Source organism: Kitasatospora saccharophila, from assembly GCF_039529925.1.
GTDB lineage: Bacteria > Actinomycetota > Actinomycetes > Streptomycetales > Streptomycetaceae > Kitasatospora > Kitasatospora saccharophila.
Genome location: NZ_BAAANS010000010.1, coordinates 81907 through 99877, shown reverse-complemented (window position 1 = coordinate 99877; position 17971 = coordinate 81907). Strand labels below are relative to the sequence as shown.

The following is a 17971-nucleotide window of genomic DNA, read 5'->3' as shown; positions in this document are numbered from 1 at the left end:
CCCGCCCGGGGCGCTCCGGGGGCGCTCGGTGGAACATCACATGTCGTTGAGGGTGGGCCGGACCTCCGGACCGGCCGCCCCGCCCGCCGCGAGCAGCGCCGTCAGCGCCCGGTCCACCCGGGCCCGCTCGGCCTCCCCGCCCGGCGGCACCAGGCGCAGCGTCTGCCGCACCCAGGCCGCCACCCGGGCCGCCGGGGCCTGCAGGAAGGCGTCCCCCTCCGGCGAGCAGAGCATCAGGGTGACCATCCGCCGCCCGTCCACCACCGCCGGCCAGACCCGCACGTCCCCCAGCCCGGTCGGCCGCAGCAGCCCCTGCAGCAGCAGGTCCCGGGCGAAGAACCAGCCGATCGGCACCGCCGAGTCGACGTGGAAGGCGACGTGCACCGCGTACGGGTCGTCGGGGGAGTACACCAGCCGCGCCGGGACCGGGAATGCCTCCTCCGGCGACAGCAGCAGATCCATCACCAGGTCCAGGCGCAGCTCGGCGGGGCTCTCCATCACGGGCGTCTTCTCCACTCGGTCCGGCCCGGCGGATCCGGAGCGGTCTGAGCAGGAGACTAGAGCCGCCCGGCGCACCCCCGGCCCCACCGGGCGCCAACGCTGTCCGGACGAACAGCCCCGCCCCGCCCCCGCCTGTGGGCCGCGACAAAACGATCCCCCGGGTGGCCCGACGCACCGTCAACACCCGCCCGGCACCTCACCCGTGGAACGCCCGTGCGGCCACCGCCCGTCCGGGCACCCCCACGGCGTGCCCGAACCGCCCCGCGCCCCCGCACCGACCGGACGCGCCGCCACCGCCGCATAGGCTCGCCGCATGGGCACCCGACTCCCCGCGGCGCCGGTCGACTCGGCCGCGCGACTGGCCGGCCACCTGCTGGACCGGCTCACCGGGCTCACCGAGGAGACCGTCCGCCGGATCCGCGACACCATGGCCGTCTACCGCAGCGCCGGACCGCTGCCCGCCGGGGACCTCGCCGAATCCGTCCGCAGCAACATCGAGTTCACCCTGCGCCGGCTCGCCCACGAGGACGACCTCTGCCTGGAGGCCCCCCGCCGCACCGGACGGCTCCGCGCCGAACAGGGCGTCCCCGTCGCCACCGTGCAGTCCGCGTTCCGGATCGGCTTCGCCCACCTGTGGGAGACCATGGCCGCCGAGTCGCTGCGCCACGGCCTGGCCACCAGCGCGGAGCTGGTGCAGATGGCCACCGACGTCTGGCGGTTCAACGAGGAGTCCACCACCGCCATGATGAACGCCTTCAACGAGACCACCGCGCTGCTGATGGTCCGCCGCGACCAGGAGCGCTCCGCCCTGGTCGACGTGGTGCTGCGCGGCGGCATGGGCAACCCCGGCTCCGTCCTGGAGGCCGCCGACATGCTCACCCTCCCGTACGACGGCACCTTCGCGGTGGTCGTCGCGCACGCCCCCGGACTCGCCCGGCAGGCCCTGCCCGACATCGAACCCACCCTGCGCGAGCACGACATGGGCTCCGCCTGGCGGCTCACCCCCGACGCGCACATCGGCATCGTCTCGATGCGCGCCGCCGCCGCCATCGACCTGCTGGTCGACACCCTGCGCAGCCAGACCGTCCGCCGGGCCGGGGTCAGCCCCTGCTACACCCGCCTCGACCAGACCCCGCAGGCCCTGCACCTGGCCCAGGTCGCCCTCGCCAGCTCGGCCCGCCCGGACGAGACGGTCACCCTGTTCGACGCCAACCCGCTGCCGATGCTGGTCGCCTCCGCCCCCTCCACCGCCTCCCGGATCGGCAACCAGGTGCTCGGCCCCGTCATGGAACTCCCCGACGGCCAGCGCGAACAGCTGCTCACCACCCTGTCCACCTGGTTCGCCGTGGACGGCTCCGCCGACAAGGCCGCCAAGCTGCTGTACTGCCACCCCAACACCATCCGCTACCGGCTGCGCCGGATCGAGCAGCTCTCCGGCCGGTCCTTCGAACGCCGCCTGGACTCCGCCGAGTTGTACATCGCGCTGCAGGCGGTGCTGCACCTGCCCGGCGTGGTCCGCGATCCGCTGGAGTGACCCGCCGGACGCCCCGCTGGAGTCGCCCCGCGACGGCCACCCGGCCCGGCCGCTCAGCCCGGTCGGGAGGGCTGCCGCCCCGGGTGGGCCCGCTGCCAGGCCGCCATCGAGTCGTTCCAGTCGGCGGCGGTCAGCGCGATCAGCGAGGCCGGGAACAGGCCGTCCTCCTCCTTGGCGATGTGCTCGTGCAGTTCCTGGAACGCGGTCAGCAGCACCGCCCGGTCGGCCGGCGAGGCGAGGTCCACGGTGGCGAGCAGCGCGGCCAGTTCGCGGTGCTCGGCCTCCAGCGCGTCGATGTACGCCGCGAACTCCGGATCCCCGCGCATCACCCGGAACAGCCCGTCCTCCTCGCCCCGCCAGTGCGAGGCCAACTCGGCCGCCAGCGGCGGCAGCAGCGCCCCCGCCGCCGCCAGGTCGCCCGCCGCCAGCAGCCGGGCGATCTCCCCGGTCAGGTCGGTGGCCGCCTCGTGCTCCCGGATGAAGTCCTTGATCAACGGAATCTCGCGGCACCCGCAGTAGTGGCACATCCCGCCAGTCTCGCCGCCGCCCCCCGCCCCCACCCCGGCGGCACGCCGGGACCGGCCTTGCCCTCGACCCGGTCGAGGCCCCTAGCGTCGGCCGCCGTGAACACCCTCGCCGCTCCCGCCCCGCTGCCCCGCACGTACCTCTGGTGGCTCGCGGGCACCCGCGCCTCCACCGTCGGGGACGCCGCCCTCGCCACCGCCCTCGGCTGGACCGCCGCCGGGCTGGGCGGGACGACCGCCGGGCTGGTGCTGACCGCGGTCACCGTGCCGCGCACCGTGCTGCTGCTGTTCGGCGGGGCGGTCGCCGACCGGTTCGGGGCCCGGCGGACGGCGCTGGCCGGGGACGGGGCGATGCTGGCCGTCGTCCTGGCGCTGGCCGTGGTCGACCGCACCGCGGGCAGCACCGCGTGGACGCTGCTGGGCTTCGCCCTGTTGATCGGCACCGTCGACGCCTTCCAACTGCCCGCGAGCGGCGCCCTGCCGCGCCTGCTGGTGGCCCCCGCCCAGTTGCCGCGGGCGCTGGCGCTCCGGCAGGCGGGCGGCCAGGCGGCGGTCCTGCTCGGGGCGCCGCTGGGGGCGGTGCTGGTCGGGGCGGCCGGACTGGCCGCCACCGCGCTGGCCGACGCGGTGACCTTCGCCGCCGTGCTGGCCGTGACGCTCCGGATCCGCACCGCGGCCGCGGTGCGGTGCCCGCCCGCCGCCGACGACGGCCCCGGCCCCGGTCCGGGCGGGCTGTTCGCGGGGGCGGTCGACGGGCTGCGGGTGGCCTGGCGGGGCCGGGCGCTGCGGTCCGCGCTGGCGCTGGCCGCGGTCGCGGCGGCGGGGGTGCTGCCGGTGGTCGCGCTGCTCGGCCCGCTGCTGGTGCGCGAGCGGGGCTGGGACGCCGGGGCGGCCGGGCTGACCGCGGCCGGTCAGGCGGTCGGGATGCTGGCCGCGGCGCTGTGCGCCGCCCGCCGCGGCACGCTGTCCCGTCCGGCGCTGGGCGCGGGAGCGGGTCTGCTCGCCGCTGCCCTCGGCACGGCCGGGCTCGCGGTCGCGGGCACCCCCGTCGGGGCGGCCACGGCGGCCGTCGCGGTCGGGGCCGGTTCGAGCGCCTTCGCCGTGCACCTGGGACCGGTCGTGCTGGGTGGGGCCCCGGCGACCCACCTGGCGCGCGTCCAGGCACTGTTGACGCTCGGGCAGAGCGCGGCCCTGGCGCTGGCGAACCCGGCCTGGGGCGCCCTCGCGACCCGGGCCGGTGCGCCGGTGGCGCTGCTGGGGTGCGCGCTGCTGACGGGGGTCGCGGGCGGGGCGGCGGTGCTGGCGGCGGTCGGGCGGCGGTGAGGGCGGGGCCGGGGAGCCCGTGGCGGAGGTCCGCGTCGTCGAGGGGCCGAGGGGGGTGCCAGTTCCCGTCCTGCCGCTGGTGGTTGCGGAAAGATCTTTCGGTGAGTGGGGTGGATTTCGGCCGGATCGTCCGTCAATGAGCAGCGTCAAGGAGTCTTTACAGGCAGGTCATGCCTCAGTAACCTCCTGGAAGCTCTTGCAAGTTCTTGCGCAAGCTCCCCCACCCACCCCCTGCCGCGAGGCAGTTCCCCAGGCCCGCGGCCCAGCACCGAGGGACACCCCCTTGACCAGACGAACCCGGCACCGGCGGCGCCCCACTGCCGCCGTGCTGACAGCGGCGGCGGCACTCACCGCCGGTCTGCTCTCCAGCGCCCCGCTCGGCGTCACCGCCAGCGCGGCGACCGGTACCACGGCGAGCGGCAGCAACACGGCCACCGTCTTCTACTACACCAAGACCCGCAACTGGTCCTCGTACGACCTCCACTGGGCCCCGGACGGCGGCGCCTGGACCACCGCGCCGGGCGTCGCGATGGAGGCGGCCTGCACGGACTGGGTGAAGAAGACCGTCGACCTGGGCAGCGCGACCGGGCTGCAGGCGACGTTCAACAACGGCTCCGGCACCTGGGACAACAACGGCGGAAAGAACTACGCCCTGGGCACCGGCACCGTGGTGGTCAAGGACGGCGTGATCGCCCACAGCGACCCGTGCGGCACCGACAACGGCGGTACCGCCAGCCCGAGTTCGAGCCCCAGCCCGAGCCAGTCCTCGACCGGCGCGAGCGCGACCGTCTACTACTACACGAAGACCCGCAACTGGTCGGCCTACGACCTGCACTACGCCCCCAACGGCGGCGCCTGGACCACCGCGCCGGGCGTCGCGATGGAGGCGGCCTGCACGGACTGGGTGAAGAAGACCGTCGACCTGGGCACGGCCACCGGGCTGCAGGCGACGTTCAACAACGGCTCCGGCACCTGGGACAACAACGGCGGCAAGAACTACGCCCTCGGGACGGGCGTGGTGACGGTCAAGGACGGCGTGCTCGGCAGCACCGCCCCGTGCGCCACGACCACCAGCCCGAGCCCGAGCGCCTCCGCATCCCCGTCCGCGTCCCCGTCCGCATCGGCGAGCGCGTCCGCATCGGCGAGCGCGAGTGCGAGTGCGTCCGCGTCCGCGTCCGCCAGTCCGTCGCCGTCCGCGAGCGGCAGCACCCCGGCCGGGAAGAGCGCCACGGTGTTCTACTCGACCGCGGTGGTCGGCTGGAGCATCGTCAACCTGCACTACGCCCCGGCGGGCGGGTCGTGGACGGCGGTGCCGGGCATCGGCATGCAACTCGCCTGCCCCGGTTGGTACAAGCGGACCGTCGACCTGGGCTCCGCGGCCACCATGGCGGCGACGTTCAACAACGGCAACGGCACCTGGGACAACAACAACGGCGCCAACTACGTCGTCCCGGCGGGCGTCAGCACCGTGCAGAACGGCAAGGTCACCGCGAACGCCGCCGACCCGTGCGCGGCGGTCGTCCCCGACACCACCGCGCCGAGCGTGCCGGGCGGGGTGGCGGCCAACGCGACCGACACCTCGATCGTGCTGACCTGGGAGCCGTCCACCGACGACACCGGGGTGACGGGCTACCAGGTCACCCGCAGCGGCGGCACCAAGGGCACCTCGGTGATCAACGTCGGCTCGACGGTGTACTCGGACAGCGGCCTGGAGACGCGCACCGTCTACACCTACACCGTGAAGGCGCTGGACGCGGCCGGGAACGTCTCCGCGGCCTCCGCCGCCGCGGTCGCCACCACCGGTGACGCCCCGCCGGCCGCCAAGCCCGGCGAGATGATCGGCACCGACCCGCGCAAGGACCCGATCTACTTCGTGCTCACCGCCCGGTTCTACGACGGCGACACGTCCAACGACCGGGGCGGCAACCAGGACGTGAAGTCCGGCAACGCGGCCAACAACGACCCGATGTTCCGCGGCGACTTCAAGGGCCTGGTGCAGAAGCTCGACTACATCAAGGGCCTGGGCTTCTCGGCGATCTGGATCACCCCGGTGGTGCTGAACCGCTCCGACTACGACTACCACGGCTACCACGGCTACGACTTCTACAAGGTCGACCCGCGGCTGGAGTCGGCCGGCGCCTCCTACCAGGACCTGATCAACGCCGCCCACGCCAAGGGCATCAAGATCTACCAGGACGTGGTCTACAACCACAGCTCCCGCTGGGGCGCCAAGGGTCTGTACGTGCCCACCGTGTACGGCGTCCGGGACGCCCAGTGGTCCTGGTACTACGACGAGAAGCAGCCCGGCTTCGAGTACGACGGCCTGACCGTCGAGCCGAAGAGCGGCAAGTCGTACTACAACGGCGACCTGTGGTCGACCACCCAGCCCACCGGCCAGACCTGCGTCGGCTGGGGCACCCCGACCCAGTACAAGAGCCCAGAGGGCTACACCATCTACAACTGCCAGTGGCCGAGCCCCACTTCGGGCATGTTCCCGTCCAAGTACTACCACCAGTGCTGGATCGGGAACTGGGAGGGCGAGGACTCGCGCTCCTGCTGGCTGGCCGACGACCTGGCCGACTTCAACACCGAGAACGCCGAGGTGCAGAACTACCTGATCGGCGCCTACAACAAGTACATCGACATGGGCGTGGACGGCTTCCGGGTCGACACCGCCGTGCACGTCCCGCGGGTCACCTGGAACCGGCGCTTCCTGCCCGCGATCCAGCAGCGGGTCACCCAGGACTGGGGGCCGGCCAAGGCGCAGAACTTCTTCGTCTTCGGCGAGGTCGCCGCGTTCGTCAACGACAAGTGGAACCGCGGCTCGGTCAACCACTCGGCGCAGTTCTACACCTGGAAGGAGCGCAAGGACTACACCGCCGACGACGTGCAGGCCGCCCTCGACCAGTACAACTACGAGGAGCAGCTGGGCACCGGCAACCAGCCGACGTCCACCAACGCCTTCCTCGACGGCAACACCTACCACGCGCCCGACCACTCGAAGTTCTCCGGCATGAACATCATCGACATGCGGATGCACATGAACTTCGGTGACGCCCACAACGCGTACAACAACGGCAAGGACTCCGACGACTCCACCAACGACGCCACCTACAACGTGGTGTACGTGGACAGCCACGACTACGGGCCCAACAAGTCCAGCGTCCGCTACACCGGCGGCACCGACGCCTGGGCCGAGAACATGGCCCTGATGTGGACCTTCCGCGGCATCCCCACCCTGTACTACGGCTCCGAGATCGAGTTCCAGGCCGGGAAGCAGATCGACTGCGGCCCGTCCTGCCCGCTCGCCACCACCGGCCGCGCCTACTACGGCGACCACGTCGAGGGCACCGTCACCGCCTCCGACTTCTCGGTGGTCTCCTCCGCCAGCGGGGCCGTCGCCACCACGCTCCAGCAGCCGCTGGTCAAGCAGGTGCAGCGGCTCAACCAGATCCGCCGGGCGATCCCCGCCCTGCAGATGGGCCAGTACTCCACCGAGGGCGTCACTGGCGGCATGTCCTTCAAGCGCCGCTACACCGACGCCGCCAGCGGCGTCGACTCCTTCGCCCTGGTCACCGTCACGGACGCCGCCACCTTCACCGGCGTCCCGAACGGCACCTACAAGGACGCCGTCTCCGGCGACGTCCGCACCGTCACCAACGGCACCCTGTCCGTCGCCGCCCCCGGCAAGGGCAACCTGCGGGTCTACGTCCTCGACCTGGGCGGCAAGAACGCCGCCCCGGGCAAGATCGGCACCGACGGCCCGTACCTGAAGTAACGCACCGTCAGGAGGCGGCTGCACCAAGGCAGTACCTAGGAAGTACCACGGCAGTACGCGTCAGCGGCGGTCGGCGTCCCCCGGGGCGCCGGCCGCCGCTGAGGCCCGCGCCCCGGCCCCCACCTTCGCTCGCGCGCCAGCCTCCGCCTCGACTCTCGCTCCGGCCCGCGCCCGGACCGCCCGCCCAGGTGCCGGGTGCCGGGTGGCGGCGAGGGGGGCCGGGCCGCTCATCGCGGTTGCTGTTCGGCGATCACGGCCCAGTCGTCCGCCGCGCGGCCGTCGGCGATCGCCCGGTCGAACACGCCCGCGAGCAGGTCGCCGAACGGCAGCGGGACGCCCTGGCCGGCCGCCGCGTCCAGGGCGAGGTGCAGGTCCTTGCGGCCGAGCACGGTGCTGAACCCGGCCGGCCGGTACGTCCGCCGGGCGATCATCGATCCGTAGCCGGCGTGGACGGGGCCGGGGAAGAGCGTCGAGGTCAGCAGTTCGACGAACTGCTCCGGGTCGGCGCCGGCCGCGTCGGCGACGCTGACCGCCTCGCCGAGCGACTGGATCGTGCAGGCGATCAGGTAGTTGCCCAGGATCTTGACGGTGTTGGCCTGCTCGGGCCGCGCGCCCAGGCGCCAGGTGCGCGAGCCGATCGCGTCGAAGAACGGCTGTGCCCGGTCGACGAGTTCGGGCTCGCCCGCCGCCAGGACGTTCAGCGTGCCGGCCTCCGCGACGGCCACCCGGCCGAACACCGGGGCGGCGACGTAGCCGAGCCCGTGCCCGGCGTGCGCCGCCGCGGCCCGGCGGCACAGTTCGACGCTGACCGTGGCCACGTTGACGTGGACCGTGCCGGGGCCGGCCTGCGCCAGGACGCCGGAGTCCAGGAAGGTCTCGGTGAAGGCGGCGTCGTCGGACAGCACCGAGAACACCACCGGGCACCGCAGGGCCTCCGCCACGGAGCCGGCCCGGTGGGCGCCGTCCCGTTCGAGTTCCTCCGCGGGCCCCTCCGACCGGTTCCACACCACGGTCCGGTGGCCCGCCCGCAGCAGGTTGCGCGCGATCGCCCGCCCCATTCCGCCCAGACCGATGACCGCGACCTCGCCCATCGCACGACCTCCTCCACATGAACCGGCTGAGACGGTTCACATGGTGGCGCAGGCCGACCCGTTTGTCGAACCGGCTAAGATGGTTCAGTCGGATCGGTGGTGGTACCCGCAGGAAGGAGCGGCCGTGGAGGCCCGTCGGCTGTTCCGGCTGGACAACGAGGTGCTGGCGTTCCGCTTCACCGCCACGGTGAGCGACCGGGCCGGCGCGGCGCCCCTGGAGCGGCTCACCGGCCCCGACCGGCTCGCGCTCTGGCTGCACGCGGCGGGGCTCGACGTGCCCGGGGTCTCGCCCGCCGAGCTCCGCGCCGCGCTCGTCCTGCGCGAGGCGCTCTACCGGGCGGGGCTGGCCGTCGCCGCCGCCCGGCGCCCCGACCCCGGGGACGCGGCGGTCCTGAACGCGGCCGCGGCCGCCGGGCGGCCGGAGCCCGCCCTCGGCGAGGACGGGCTCGCGCTCTGGCGCCTGGGCGCGGAGCACCCGGTGGCGGACGCGCTCGCCGTGCTCGCCGCCGACGCCGTCCGGGTGCTCGGCGGCTCCGAGCGCGACCGGGTCAAAGCCTGCGAGGGCCCCGGCTGCGCCGGCCTCTTCCTGGACACCAGCCGTGGCGCGAACCGCCGTTGGTGCTCGATGAACACCTGCGGCAACAGGGTCAAGAAGGCCCGGCTCGCCGACCGGTAGCAACCGCCGCCCAACTGACGTTCCGTCACATCCCGTGCCGGAGACAGCAGTCGGCGTCCGTGCGGCCCGGTTCCGTCCCCGCGGTCAGCTCTGGCAGTGCGGGTTGACCGCCCAGAAGTAGAGGGTGCCGGTGTCCGGGTCCAGCAGGAAGTGCGGTGTGCCGGAGGAGGACTCGTCGTCCAGGGCCGGGGTGCGGAGCCAGCCGGAGACCGGGTGGTCGAGCAGGGCGGCCAGTTCGGCGGGCGGCTGCCGGCCGTCGGGGGCGGGCGTCCAGGTGGCGCTCCCGCGCAGGCGGGCGGCCTCGCCGGCGGCCAGCCGGGCGAGGCCGTCGAGCCCGTAGTCGGTGGGGCCGGGGACGCGGGAGTCCGGGGTGCCGAGGGCGCGGTACGTCCAGTGGACGCTGTCGGCTTCGGCCGGAAGGGTCGCGCACCTGGCCAACTGCTGGGCGTCGGTGCGGACTTCGGCGGCCTGCTGCTTCGGTGCGTCCGCCGTGCAGCCCGTCGCGGCGGCGGCGAGGGCGAGGGCTGCCCCGGCCAGCAGGGGCGTCCGGCCCGTTCGGTGCATGGTGGTGCCTCTCGTGCTCCCGGTCCGGCCCCGGCGGGGTCGGTCTCCGGGGCTTCGACGGCCCGGGGCCCCGACCGGTTCCCGCAGGTCAACCCGCTTGCGGGCCGGGGGACTTGTGGCGGGCGGCGGCGGCTTCGCCGAGGGCGACCATGGCGTCGGTGAGGTGGGCCATCTGGGCGGCGATGGTGCGTCCGGGGTCGGCCTGGGAGGCGATGAAGGCGCCGTCGAAGCCGGCGATGGTGAAGTAGTCGAGTTCCTCGGCGACGGCCCGGGCGGTCTCGGGGCCCTGGTCGGCGAAGGCGGAGGCGATCATCACCCGCATGTAGGCCCGGCCCTCGTCGCGCACCTGCCGGTTCATCTCGGCGACTTCGGCCTCGGCGGCCTCGTCGCTGAGCATCAGCAGGAAGTGCAGCCGCATGAACTCCGGGTTCGCGGTGAACACTTGGGCGGTCCGGTCGAGGTACCAGGCCATCCGGTCGCGGTGTGTGCCGCCCGCCGGGGGATCGCTGTGCGCGGCGCGCATGGCGGCGAAGAACTCCCCGGCGCCGCGGGCCATCACGGCGGAGAGCAGGCCGCCCTTGGAGTGGAAGTGGTGGTAGATCGCGCTGCGCGGCAGGCCGGTCTCGGCGGTGATGGTCGAGATGGTGGTGCCCGCGTAGCCGCGCAGGGCCATCACCCGGGCCGTCGCGTCGAGGATCTCCTCCTTGGAGCGCCGCCCGCGCCGGTTGCCGGTCGGCGGTTCGGGCGATTCCCCGGTGCCTGCCTTCGTCCCACTCTTCACCCGGTGATTTTAGGGCCCGCGGCGGGCGTCCGGGTCCCCCCGCCGTGGTGAACGGCAGGTGAGCGACCTCTTGACGCGCCGCCCGGGTCGTGCCAGCCTCCAGTTCTGGACGGAACGATCGGTCCAAAAGTTCGGCACGATCACTGGAGGTCGGCATGACCAACGACAGACCAGCCGGATGCGACGTAGACGAACCGCACGGTTGCGACACGGACGTGGCAGTCATCGGCTACGGCCCCACCGGCCTCGTCGGCGCACTCACCCTGGCCGCCAAGGGCGCCCGCGTCACCGCCTTCGAACGCGACCGGGACATCTACGCCCGGGCCCGCGCGGTGACCGTCAACGACTGGACCATGCGGATCTTCCAGGAGCTCGGCCTCGACGAGCGGATCGAGAAGGTGATCGAGCCGCAGCGCGCCCTGCGCTGGGTCACCTACGGCGGCCAGGAGGTCATGCGGGTCGAGCACCCGCCGTCCACCCTCGGCACCCGCAACACCCGCCCGCGGTTCTACAACATCTACCAGCCCGCCATGGAGGCCGAGCTCCGCCGCTGCGGCGAGGAACTGCCCGGGCTGGACGTGCGCTACGGCACCGAGGTCACCGCCGTCGAGCAGGACGCCCACGGCGTGACGATCACCGCCCGCGACCGGGAGAGCGGCGCCGAGACCACCACCCGCGCCCGGTACGCGATCGCCGCCGACGGCGGCTCCAGCGCCACCCGCAAGACGCTCGGCATCCCGATGCTCGGCGACACCGTCGAGACGCTGTGGATCGTCATCGACTGCAAGGTCAAGCGCTGGTGGCCCGACCGCGACTTCCTCACCTTCTGGACCGACCGCGAGCGCCCCGTCGTCGACATCGCGCTCTCCGCGGGCAACCACCGCTGGGAGATCCCGCTCAAGGCCGACGAGACCGAGGCCGACTTCGCCACCGACGAACAGGTCTGGCCGCTGCTGCGGGCCCTCGGCGTCACCCCCGAGGACGTCGACATCCACCAGTACGCCTTCTACCGCCACCACGTCCGCGCCGCCGAGACCTGGCGCCGCGGCCGGGTCTTCCTCGCCGGGGACGCCTGCCACCTGATGCCGCCGTGGGCCGGCGCCGGCATGCAGACCGGCATGCGCGACGCCCACAACCTGGGCTGGAAGCTCGCCCGGGTGGTCGACGGCACCCTCGACGAGCGCTGGCTCGACACCTACGAGGCCGAACGCCGCCCAAGCGCCGACTTCTACACCCACCTCGCGGTCGGCCTCGGCCGGGTCATCAAGCAGGAGGCCACCGAGGAGGAGGTGGCGGCGATGAACGCCGTCCCCGCGAACACCGTCACCCCCTGGGAGCCCCCGCTGACCGCCCCGCCCGTCCTCGCCGCCGGCTGGCTGCGCGGCGAACGGGGCGACGCCAGCGCCGTCGGCCGGATGCTCCCGCAGCCCGTCTGCGGCGACACCGTCGGCCGGATGGCCCGGCTGGACGACCTGCTGCCCGACGGCTTCGTGCTGCTCGGCGCCGACCTCGACCCCGCCACCCTGCTCACCCCCGGGCAGAAGGCCCAGTGGGACGCCCTCGGTGCCCGCTACCTCGCCGTCCGCCCGCGCACCGCCCACACCCGGGGCCCCGACGAGCTGGTCGACCTGGAGGACACCCTGCTGCCCTGGCTGGCCCGCTACGGCGCCCGCGCGGTCGCCGTCCGCCCCGACAAGTTCGTCGCCGCCGCCGACCGCACCGACCTGACCGTCCCCGACCTGACCGTCCCCGACCTGACCGTCCCCGCGCTGTGACGCGGCCACCGAAGAAGGAGGCACCCGTGACCGGAGTGCAGGAACTCGCGTACGTCGTCTACGAGGTCGGCGACCTCGCCGACTGGGAGCACTTCGGCGTGACGCTGCTCGGCATGCAGATCGGCGAGCGCACCGCCGACGGCTTCACGCTGCGCACCGACGAGAAGGCGCACCGCTGGATCGTCACCGAGGGCCCCGCCGACGACCTGGTCGCCAGCGGCTACCAGGTCGAGTCCGCCGAGGCGCTGGACGCGCTGGTCGGCAGGCTCGCCGCGGCCGGCGTCCCGGTCGCCGAGGGCAACGCCGCCGAGGCCGCGGCCCGCCGGGTCGAGCGCCTGGTCAAGGTCACCGACCCGATGGGCAACCCGGTCGAGCTGGTCACCGGCCTCGCCGACGCCGGCACCCCGTTCCGCTCGGAGGCCCTGCTCGGCTCCTTCGTCACCGGCACCGGCGGCGCGGGCCACCACGTGCTGCTCTCCAAGGGCGTCGAGCGCGCGGAGTACCTGGCCTTCTACCAGGACCTGCTCGGCTTCCGGATCAGCGACCTGATCGTCGAGGAGCTGGCCCCCGGCGTCTTCGCCGACCTGATCTTCCTGCACTGCAACCCGCGCCACCACAGCGTCGCGTTCGGCGACATGCCGCACCCCAGGAAGACCCACCACTTCATGGTCGAGGTCACCGACATCCGCGACGTCGGCCGCGCCTACGACCGGTGCATGGACGCCAAGCAGCCGTTCGAGATGACGCTCGGCATGCACCCCAACGACCACATGTTCAGCTTCTACGTCCGCACCCCGTCCGGCTTCTCGGTCGAGTACGGCTGGGGCGGCCTGCTGATCGACGACGCCACCTGGCAGGTCACCACCCTCGACCGCCTGCACAGCTGGGGCCACCGCCCGCCGGAGCTGGTCCACGAGCTCCTCGGCCAGGCCCCCCGCACCAACCACCTCCCCGGGAGCGAGCACTGATGGCACTCCAGTCGCACGACATCGCGAAGTACGTCCGCACGAAGGACTGGAACATCCGGGTCCACGAGGCCGGGCAGGGCCACCCGGTGGTGCTGCTGCACGGCGGCGGTCCCGGCGCCACCGGCTGGAGCAACTACTCGCCCAACATCGAGGCGCTGTCCCGGCACTTCCGGGTGATCGCCCCCGACCTGCCCGGCTGGGGCGACTCCGACCCGGTCGACTTCGCCACCTACGACCACGTCGACGCCGTCTGCCAGCTGCTCGACGCGATGGGCGTCGAGCGGGCCGCGTTCGTCGGCAACTCGATGGGCGGCCACACCGCGCTGCGCCTCGCCGTCGAGCGCCCCGAACGGGTCTCCCACCTGATCACCATGGGTCCGCCGATCCAGATGAAGCCCTTCCTGTTCGGCGCGGGCGGCGGCCCCACCGAGGGCCTGAAGACCATGTACCGGACCTACTCGGACGCCTCCCCCGAGGGCATGCGCCGACTGGTCGAGATCATGGTGTACGACAAGGCCCGGTTCGCCACCCCCGAACTGTGCGAACTGCGCTCCGAGGCCGCGCTGCGCCGCCCCGAGCACCTGGCCAACATCGCCGCCGTCGCCCCGAAGGCGCCGATCCCGATCTGGCTCGACCTGGCGAAGGTCTCCGGGATCACCGCGCCCGCGCTGCTGATCCACGGCCGCGACGACCGGGTGGTCTCCTTCGAGTCCTCGCTCTTCCTGGCCGCCAACATCCCGAACTCCCGCGCGCACCTGATCAACCGCTGCGGCCACTGGGCCCAGCTGGAGCACGCCGACGAGTTCAACCGCCTGGTGACCGACTTCGTCACCCACAACTGAGGCCACCGGAGCACCAGATGACCACCGACCCCCGGGCCGCCGCCCCGGACGCCACCGAGCCGGACGCCACTGAGCCGGACGCCGTCACCGCCGCCGCCGACCGCCTGCTGGCGGCCCAGGCCACCGGCGTCCCGTGCCCGCCCGTGCGGGACCTGATCGGCCGCACCGACGTGCAGGCCGCCTACGCCGTGCAGCAGCGCGTCGTCCGGGCCCGCACCGCCGGCGGCGGCCGGGTGGCGGGGCGCAAGATCGGCCTCACCTCGCCCGCCGTCCAGGCCCAACTCGGCGTCGACCGGCCCGACTTCGGCGTCCTGTTCGCCGACATGCAGTACCCGGACGGGGCCGCCGTCCCGGCCGGATCGATCCTCCAGCCGCGCGCCGAGGCGGAGATCGCCTTCGTCCTCGGCGCCGACCTCGCCGACGGCGACCTCACGCTCGAACAGGTCCGCGCCGCCGTCGACCACGCCGTCGCCGCGATCGAGGTCTGCGGCAGCCGGATCGCCGGCTGGGACATCAGCTTCGCCGACACCGTCGCCGACAACGCCTCCGCCGGCGCCTACGTGCTCGGCACCGAACGGCGCCGGCTGGAGGGCCCGGACGCCTTCGAACCGCGCGAGGCCGTGATGACCATGAGCGTCGACGGCCGGCAGGTCTCCACCGGGGACGGCGCCGCCTGCCTGGGCGACCCGCTGCTCGCCCTGCAGTGGCTGGCCCGGCAGGCCCGCGACCTCGGCGACCCGCTGCGGGCCGGGCAGGTCGTGCTCTCCGGCGCGCTCGGCCCGATGCGCGCCATCACACCCGGCAGCACCGTCGAGGCGGTCGTCGCCCCGCTCGGCACCGTCCGGTTCACCCTCAGCGGACCTACCGAAGGAGCACAGCGATGACCAGGACGAAGGTCGCGATCATCGGGTCGGGCAACATCGGCACCGACCTGATGATCAAGGTGATGCGGACCTCGCAGCACCTCGCCATGGGCGCCGTGGTCGGCATCGACCCCGACTCCGACGGCCTGGCCCGGGCCCGCCGCCTCGGCTTCACCACCACCGCCGAAGGCGTCGAAGGACTCATCGCCCTCCCGGAGTTCGACGAGATCGGCATCGTCTTCGACGCCACCTCCGCCAAGGCCCACCAGCACCACGCGGCCCGGCTGCTGCCGCACGGCAAGCGGCTGATCGACCTCACCCCGGCCGCCACCGGCCCGTACGTCGTCCCCGCCGTCAACCTGGACGACCACCTCGACGCGCCCGACGTCAACATGGTCACCTGCGGTGGCCAGGCCACCATCCCGGTGGTCGCCGCGATCTCCCGGGTCGCCCCGGTGCGCTACGCCGAGATCGTCGCCTCGATCGCCAGCCGCTCCGCCGGCCCCGGCACCCGGGCCAACATCGACGAGTTCACCGAGACCACCTCGGCCGCGATCGTCGAGGTCGGCGGCGCCGAACGCGGCAAGGCGATCATCGTCCTCAACCCGGCCGAACCCCCGCTGATCATGCGCGACACCGTCTTCGCCCTGGTCGACGCCCCGGACGGGGAACAGCACGGGGAGATCCGGCGCAGCGTCGAGCGGATGGTCGGCGAGGTGGCCGGCTACGTCCCCGGCTACCGGCTCAAGCAGCGGGTGCAGATCACCCCCGTCGACGCCGACCAGCCCGTGCACACCCTGCTGGCCGACGGCGCCCCGCGCCCCACCCACCAGGTGTCGGTGTTCCTGGAGGTCGAGGGCGCCGCGCACTACCTCCCGGCGTACGCGGGCAACCTCGACATCATGACCTCCGCCGCCCTGCGGGTGGCCGAGCGCATCGCAGCCCGGAAGGCGGACCAGCCGTGAGCACCCCGATCTTCGTCCAGGACGTCACCCTGCGCGACGGCATGCACGCCGTCCGGCACCGGATCACCCCCGCCGACGTCAAGCGGATCGTCGCCGCGCTCGACGAGGCGGGCGTCGACGCCGTCGAGGTCGCGCACGGCGACGGCCTCGCGGGCGGCTCGCTCACCTACGGGCCCGGCTCGCACAGCGACTGGGAGTGGATCGAGGCCGCCGCCTCGGTGCTCAAGCGGGCCCGGCTGACCACCCTGCTGCTGCCCGGCGTCGGCACCATCCACGAGCTGGAGCGGGCCCACGAGTTGGGCGTGCGCTCGGTCCGGGTCGCCACCCACTGCACCGAGGCCGACATCTCCGCGCAGCACATCGCCGCCGCCCGCGAGATCGGCATGGACGTCTCCGGCTTCCTGATGCTCTCCCACCTGGCGCCGCCCGAGGAACTCGCCCGGCAGGCCAAGCTGATGGAGGGCTACGGCGCGCACTGCGTCTACGTCACCGACTCCGGCGGCCGGCTCACCATGAAGGACGTCGCCGCCCGGGTCCGCGCCTACCGGGACGTCCTCGACCCCGGCACCGAGATCGGCATCCACGCCCACGAGAACCTCTCGCTCTCGGTCGCCAACTCGCTCACCGCCGTCGAGCACGGCGCCGTCCGGGTCGACGCCTCGCTGGCCGGCCACGGCGCCGGCGCGGGGAACTGCCCGCTGGAGGCGTTCATCGCCGTCGCCGACCTGTCCGAACTGGAGCACGGCTGCGACCTGTTCAAGCTCCAGGACGCCGCCGACGACCTGGTCCGCCCGCTCCAGGACCGCCCGGTCCGGGTCGACCGGGAGACCCTCACCCTCGGCTACGCCGGCGTCTACTCCTCCTTCCTGCGGCACGCCGAACGGGCCGCCGGGCAGTACGGCGTCGACATCCGCGACATCCTGATGGAGTGCGGACGCCGCCGCCTGGTCGGCGGCCAGGAAGACATGATCATCGACATCGCGCTCGACCTGGCCGCCCGCGACTGATCACCGTCCCGGAGCCCGGGTGAACACGCAGTCACCGCACAGGCCGCCGCCCGGCGTCCGGTAGTACAGGCAGCACGACGTCCGGCGGAACCCCAGCGGACCGCCGGGCGCCGTCACCGCACCCGCGCCCGCCAGCGCCGGACGGGCCAGCAACTCCCTCGTCAGCGCGGCGGCCGGTCCGCGCAACCGCGGCACCGACCCCAACTGCCGGGCCGCGCCCACCAGCGCGGACGCCGCGTTGCCCGCCAGCAGCCCCGGCGCCAGCGGCGCGACGGCCCGCACCGCCGCCGCCAACGGCGCCAACTGCCCGTCCAGCACGGTCCGCTCCAGCACCTCGACGCCGGCCGCCGGACCGGCCGCCCCCGCGGGCATCCACAGGTCGAACGGCCCCTGCGGCGGCAGCGCGAACCACGCCCCGCCCCACTCCGGCATCCGGCCCGTCACCGCCGCCGCCCCCAGCGCCACCGACCACAGCCGCGCCGCCAGCCCCAGGTGCGCCGTCGACGCCGCCACCCGGACCTCCGCCGTCCCCAGCACCCGGGCCACCTCGGCGACCCGCGCCGCCAACGGGCCCCGCCCCCCGTACAGTTCGGCCAGCGGACGGAACCCCGGCGGCGGAGACGGATCGGAGCGCACCGCGAAGTACGGGCCGAGCGCGGCCGGCGGACCGGCGGCCGTCATCGGCGGGCGGGAGCTTGCGAAGCACGGGTGAGGGACACAACGCGGAGTGTAATCTGGCAGCCCGCCCGACCGGGGCGGCAGCCGGAGGGGGAGGGGCG

General features: G+C 73.8%; 16 protein-coding genes. 10 read left to right on the top strand and 6 right to left on the bottom strand.

Annotation, left to right across the window (positions count from 1 at the left end; translation table 11 throughout):
* Window positions 1–36: 36 nt before the first annotated feature.
* Window positions 37–498, bottom strand: coding sequence for an SsgA family sporulation/cell division regulator (locus tag ABD345_RS10025; protein ID WP_344551600.1), 462 nt, complete (start codon window positions 496–498; stop codon window positions 37–39).
* Between the two features lie 316 nt (window positions 499–814).
* Between ABD345_RS10025 and ABD345_RS10020 the strand changes: the two genes are divergently transcribed.
* Window positions 815–2035 (top strand): PucR family transcriptional regulator, encoded by a 1221-nt coding sequence (locus ABD345_RS10020; RefSeq protein ID WP_344551599.1) that lies wholly within the window; start codon window positions 815–817, stop codon window positions 2033–2035.
* Between the two features lie 53 nt (window positions 2036–2088).
* Here the strand turns inward: ABD345_RS10020 and ABD345_RS10015 are convergent, their stop codons facing one another.
* Window positions 2089–2562, bottom strand: coding sequence for a hemerythrin domain-containing protein (locus ABD345_RS10015; protein ID WP_344551598.1), 474 nt, complete (start codon window positions 2560–2562; stop codon window positions 2089–2091).
* Window positions 2563–2658: 96 nt separating this feature from the next.
* On the opposite strand from ABD345_RS10015, the gene ABD345_RS10010 reads away from it, so the two are divergent.
* Window positions 2659–3882, top strand: coding sequence for an MFS transporter (locus tag ABD345_RS10010; RefSeq protein WP_344551597.1), 1224 nt, complete (start codon window positions 2659–2661; stop codon window positions 3880–3882).
* 283 nt (window positions 3883–4165) lie between these two features.
* The gene (locus ABD345_RS10005; RefSeq protein ID WP_344551596.1) at window positions 4166–7660 is read left to right on the top strand and encodes a carbohydrate binding domain-containing protein; all 3495 of its coding nucleotides are present in this window, start codon (window positions 4166–4168) and stop codon (window positions 7658–7660) included.
* A gap of 227 nt (window positions 7661–7887) precedes the next feature.
* Here ABD345_RS10005 and ABD345_RS10000 read toward each other — a convergent pair whose 3' ends face one another.
* On the bottom strand, window positions 7888–8751 hold the full coding sequence (locus ABD345_RS10000) for an NAD(P)-dependent oxidoreductase (RefSeq protein ID WP_344551595.1): 864 nt from the start codon (window positions 8749–8751) through the stop codon (window positions 7888–7890).
* A 124-nt stretch (window positions 8752–8875) separates the two neighbouring features.
* Between ABD345_RS10000 and ABD345_RS09995 the strand changes: the two genes are divergently transcribed.
* Entirely contained in the window at window positions 8876–9427 is a 552-nt protein-coding gene (locus ABD345_RS09995) for a CGNR zinc finger domain-containing protein (protein ID WP_344551594.1), read from the top strand.
* Between the two features lie 84 nt (window positions 9428–9511).
* Here ABD345_RS09995 and ABD345_RS09990 read toward each other — a convergent pair whose 3' ends face one another.
* Complete coding sequence (locus tag ABD345_RS09990) at window positions 9512–9991, bottom strand: hypothetical protein (RefSeq protein ID WP_344551593.1); 480 nt, start codon at window positions 9989–9991, stop codon at window positions 9512–9514.
* Window positions 9992–10079: 88 nt separating this feature from the next.
* Complete coding sequence (locus ABD345_RS09985; protein WP_344551592.1) at window positions 10080–10772, bottom strand: TetR/AcrR family transcriptional regulator; 693 nt, start codon at window positions 10770–10772, stop codon at window positions 10080–10082.
* Window positions 10773–10927: 155 nt separating this feature from the next.
* Here ABD345_RS09985 and ABD345_RS09980 point away from each other — a divergent pair, with 155 nt between their 5' ends.
* The 6 genes from ABD345_RS09980 to dmpG are packed head-to-tail and all read left to right on the top strand — an operon-like array spanning window position 10928 to window position 17192.
* On the top strand, window positions 10928–12547 hold the full coding sequence (locus tag ABD345_RS09980) for a bifunctional 3-(3-hydroxy-phenyl)propionate/3-hydroxycinnamic acid hydroxylase (protein ID WP_344551591.1): 1620 nt from the start codon (window positions 10928–10930) through the stop codon (window positions 12545–12547).
* Window positions 12548–12573: 26 nt separating this feature from the next.
* Entirely contained in the window at window positions 12574–13515 is a 942-nt protein-coding gene (locus ABD345_RS09975; RefSeq protein WP_344551590.1) for a VOC family protein, read from the top strand.
* Window positions 13515–14357, top strand: coding sequence for an alpha/beta fold hydrolase (locus ABD345_RS09970; protein WP_344551589.1), 843 nt, complete (start codon window positions 13515–13517; stop codon window positions 14355–14357). Before ABD345_RS09975 ends, ABD345_RS09970 begins: the two co-directional genes overlap by 1 nt.
* A gap of 17 nt (window positions 14358–14374) precedes the next feature.
* Window positions 14375–15241, top strand: coding sequence for a 2-keto-4-pentenoate hydratase (locus ABD345_RS09965; protein WP_344551588.1), 867 nt, complete (start codon window positions 14375–14377; stop codon window positions 15239–15241).
* Window positions 15238–16185 carry an acetaldehyde dehydrogenase (acetylating) gene (locus ABD345_RS09960; protein ID WP_344551587.1) on the top strand — a complete coding sequence of 316 codons (948 nt, stop codon included), beginning with the start codon at window positions 15238–15240 and terminating at the stop codon, window positions 16183–16185. The genes ABD345_RS09965 and ABD345_RS09960 overlap by 4 nt, the downstream gene beginning before the upstream one ends.
* Window positions 16182–17192 carry a 4-hydroxy-2-oxovalerate aldolase gene (dmpG, locus tag ABD345_RS09955; RefSeq protein WP_344551586.1) on the top strand — a complete coding sequence of 337 codons (1011 nt, stop codon included), beginning with the start codon at window positions 16182–16184 and terminating at the stop codon, window positions 17190–17192. The genes ABD345_RS09960 and dmpG overlap by 4 nt, the downstream gene beginning before the upstream one ends.
* On the opposite strand, the gene ABD345_RS09950 is transcribed toward dmpG, so the two are convergent.
* Window positions 17193–17873, bottom strand: a complete 681-nt coding sequence (locus tag ABD345_RS09950) for a (2Fe-2S)-binding protein (RefSeq protein WP_344551585.1) — start codon at window positions 17871–17873, stop codon at window positions 17193–17195.
* Between the last annotated feature and the right edge of the window lie 98 nt (window positions 17874–17971).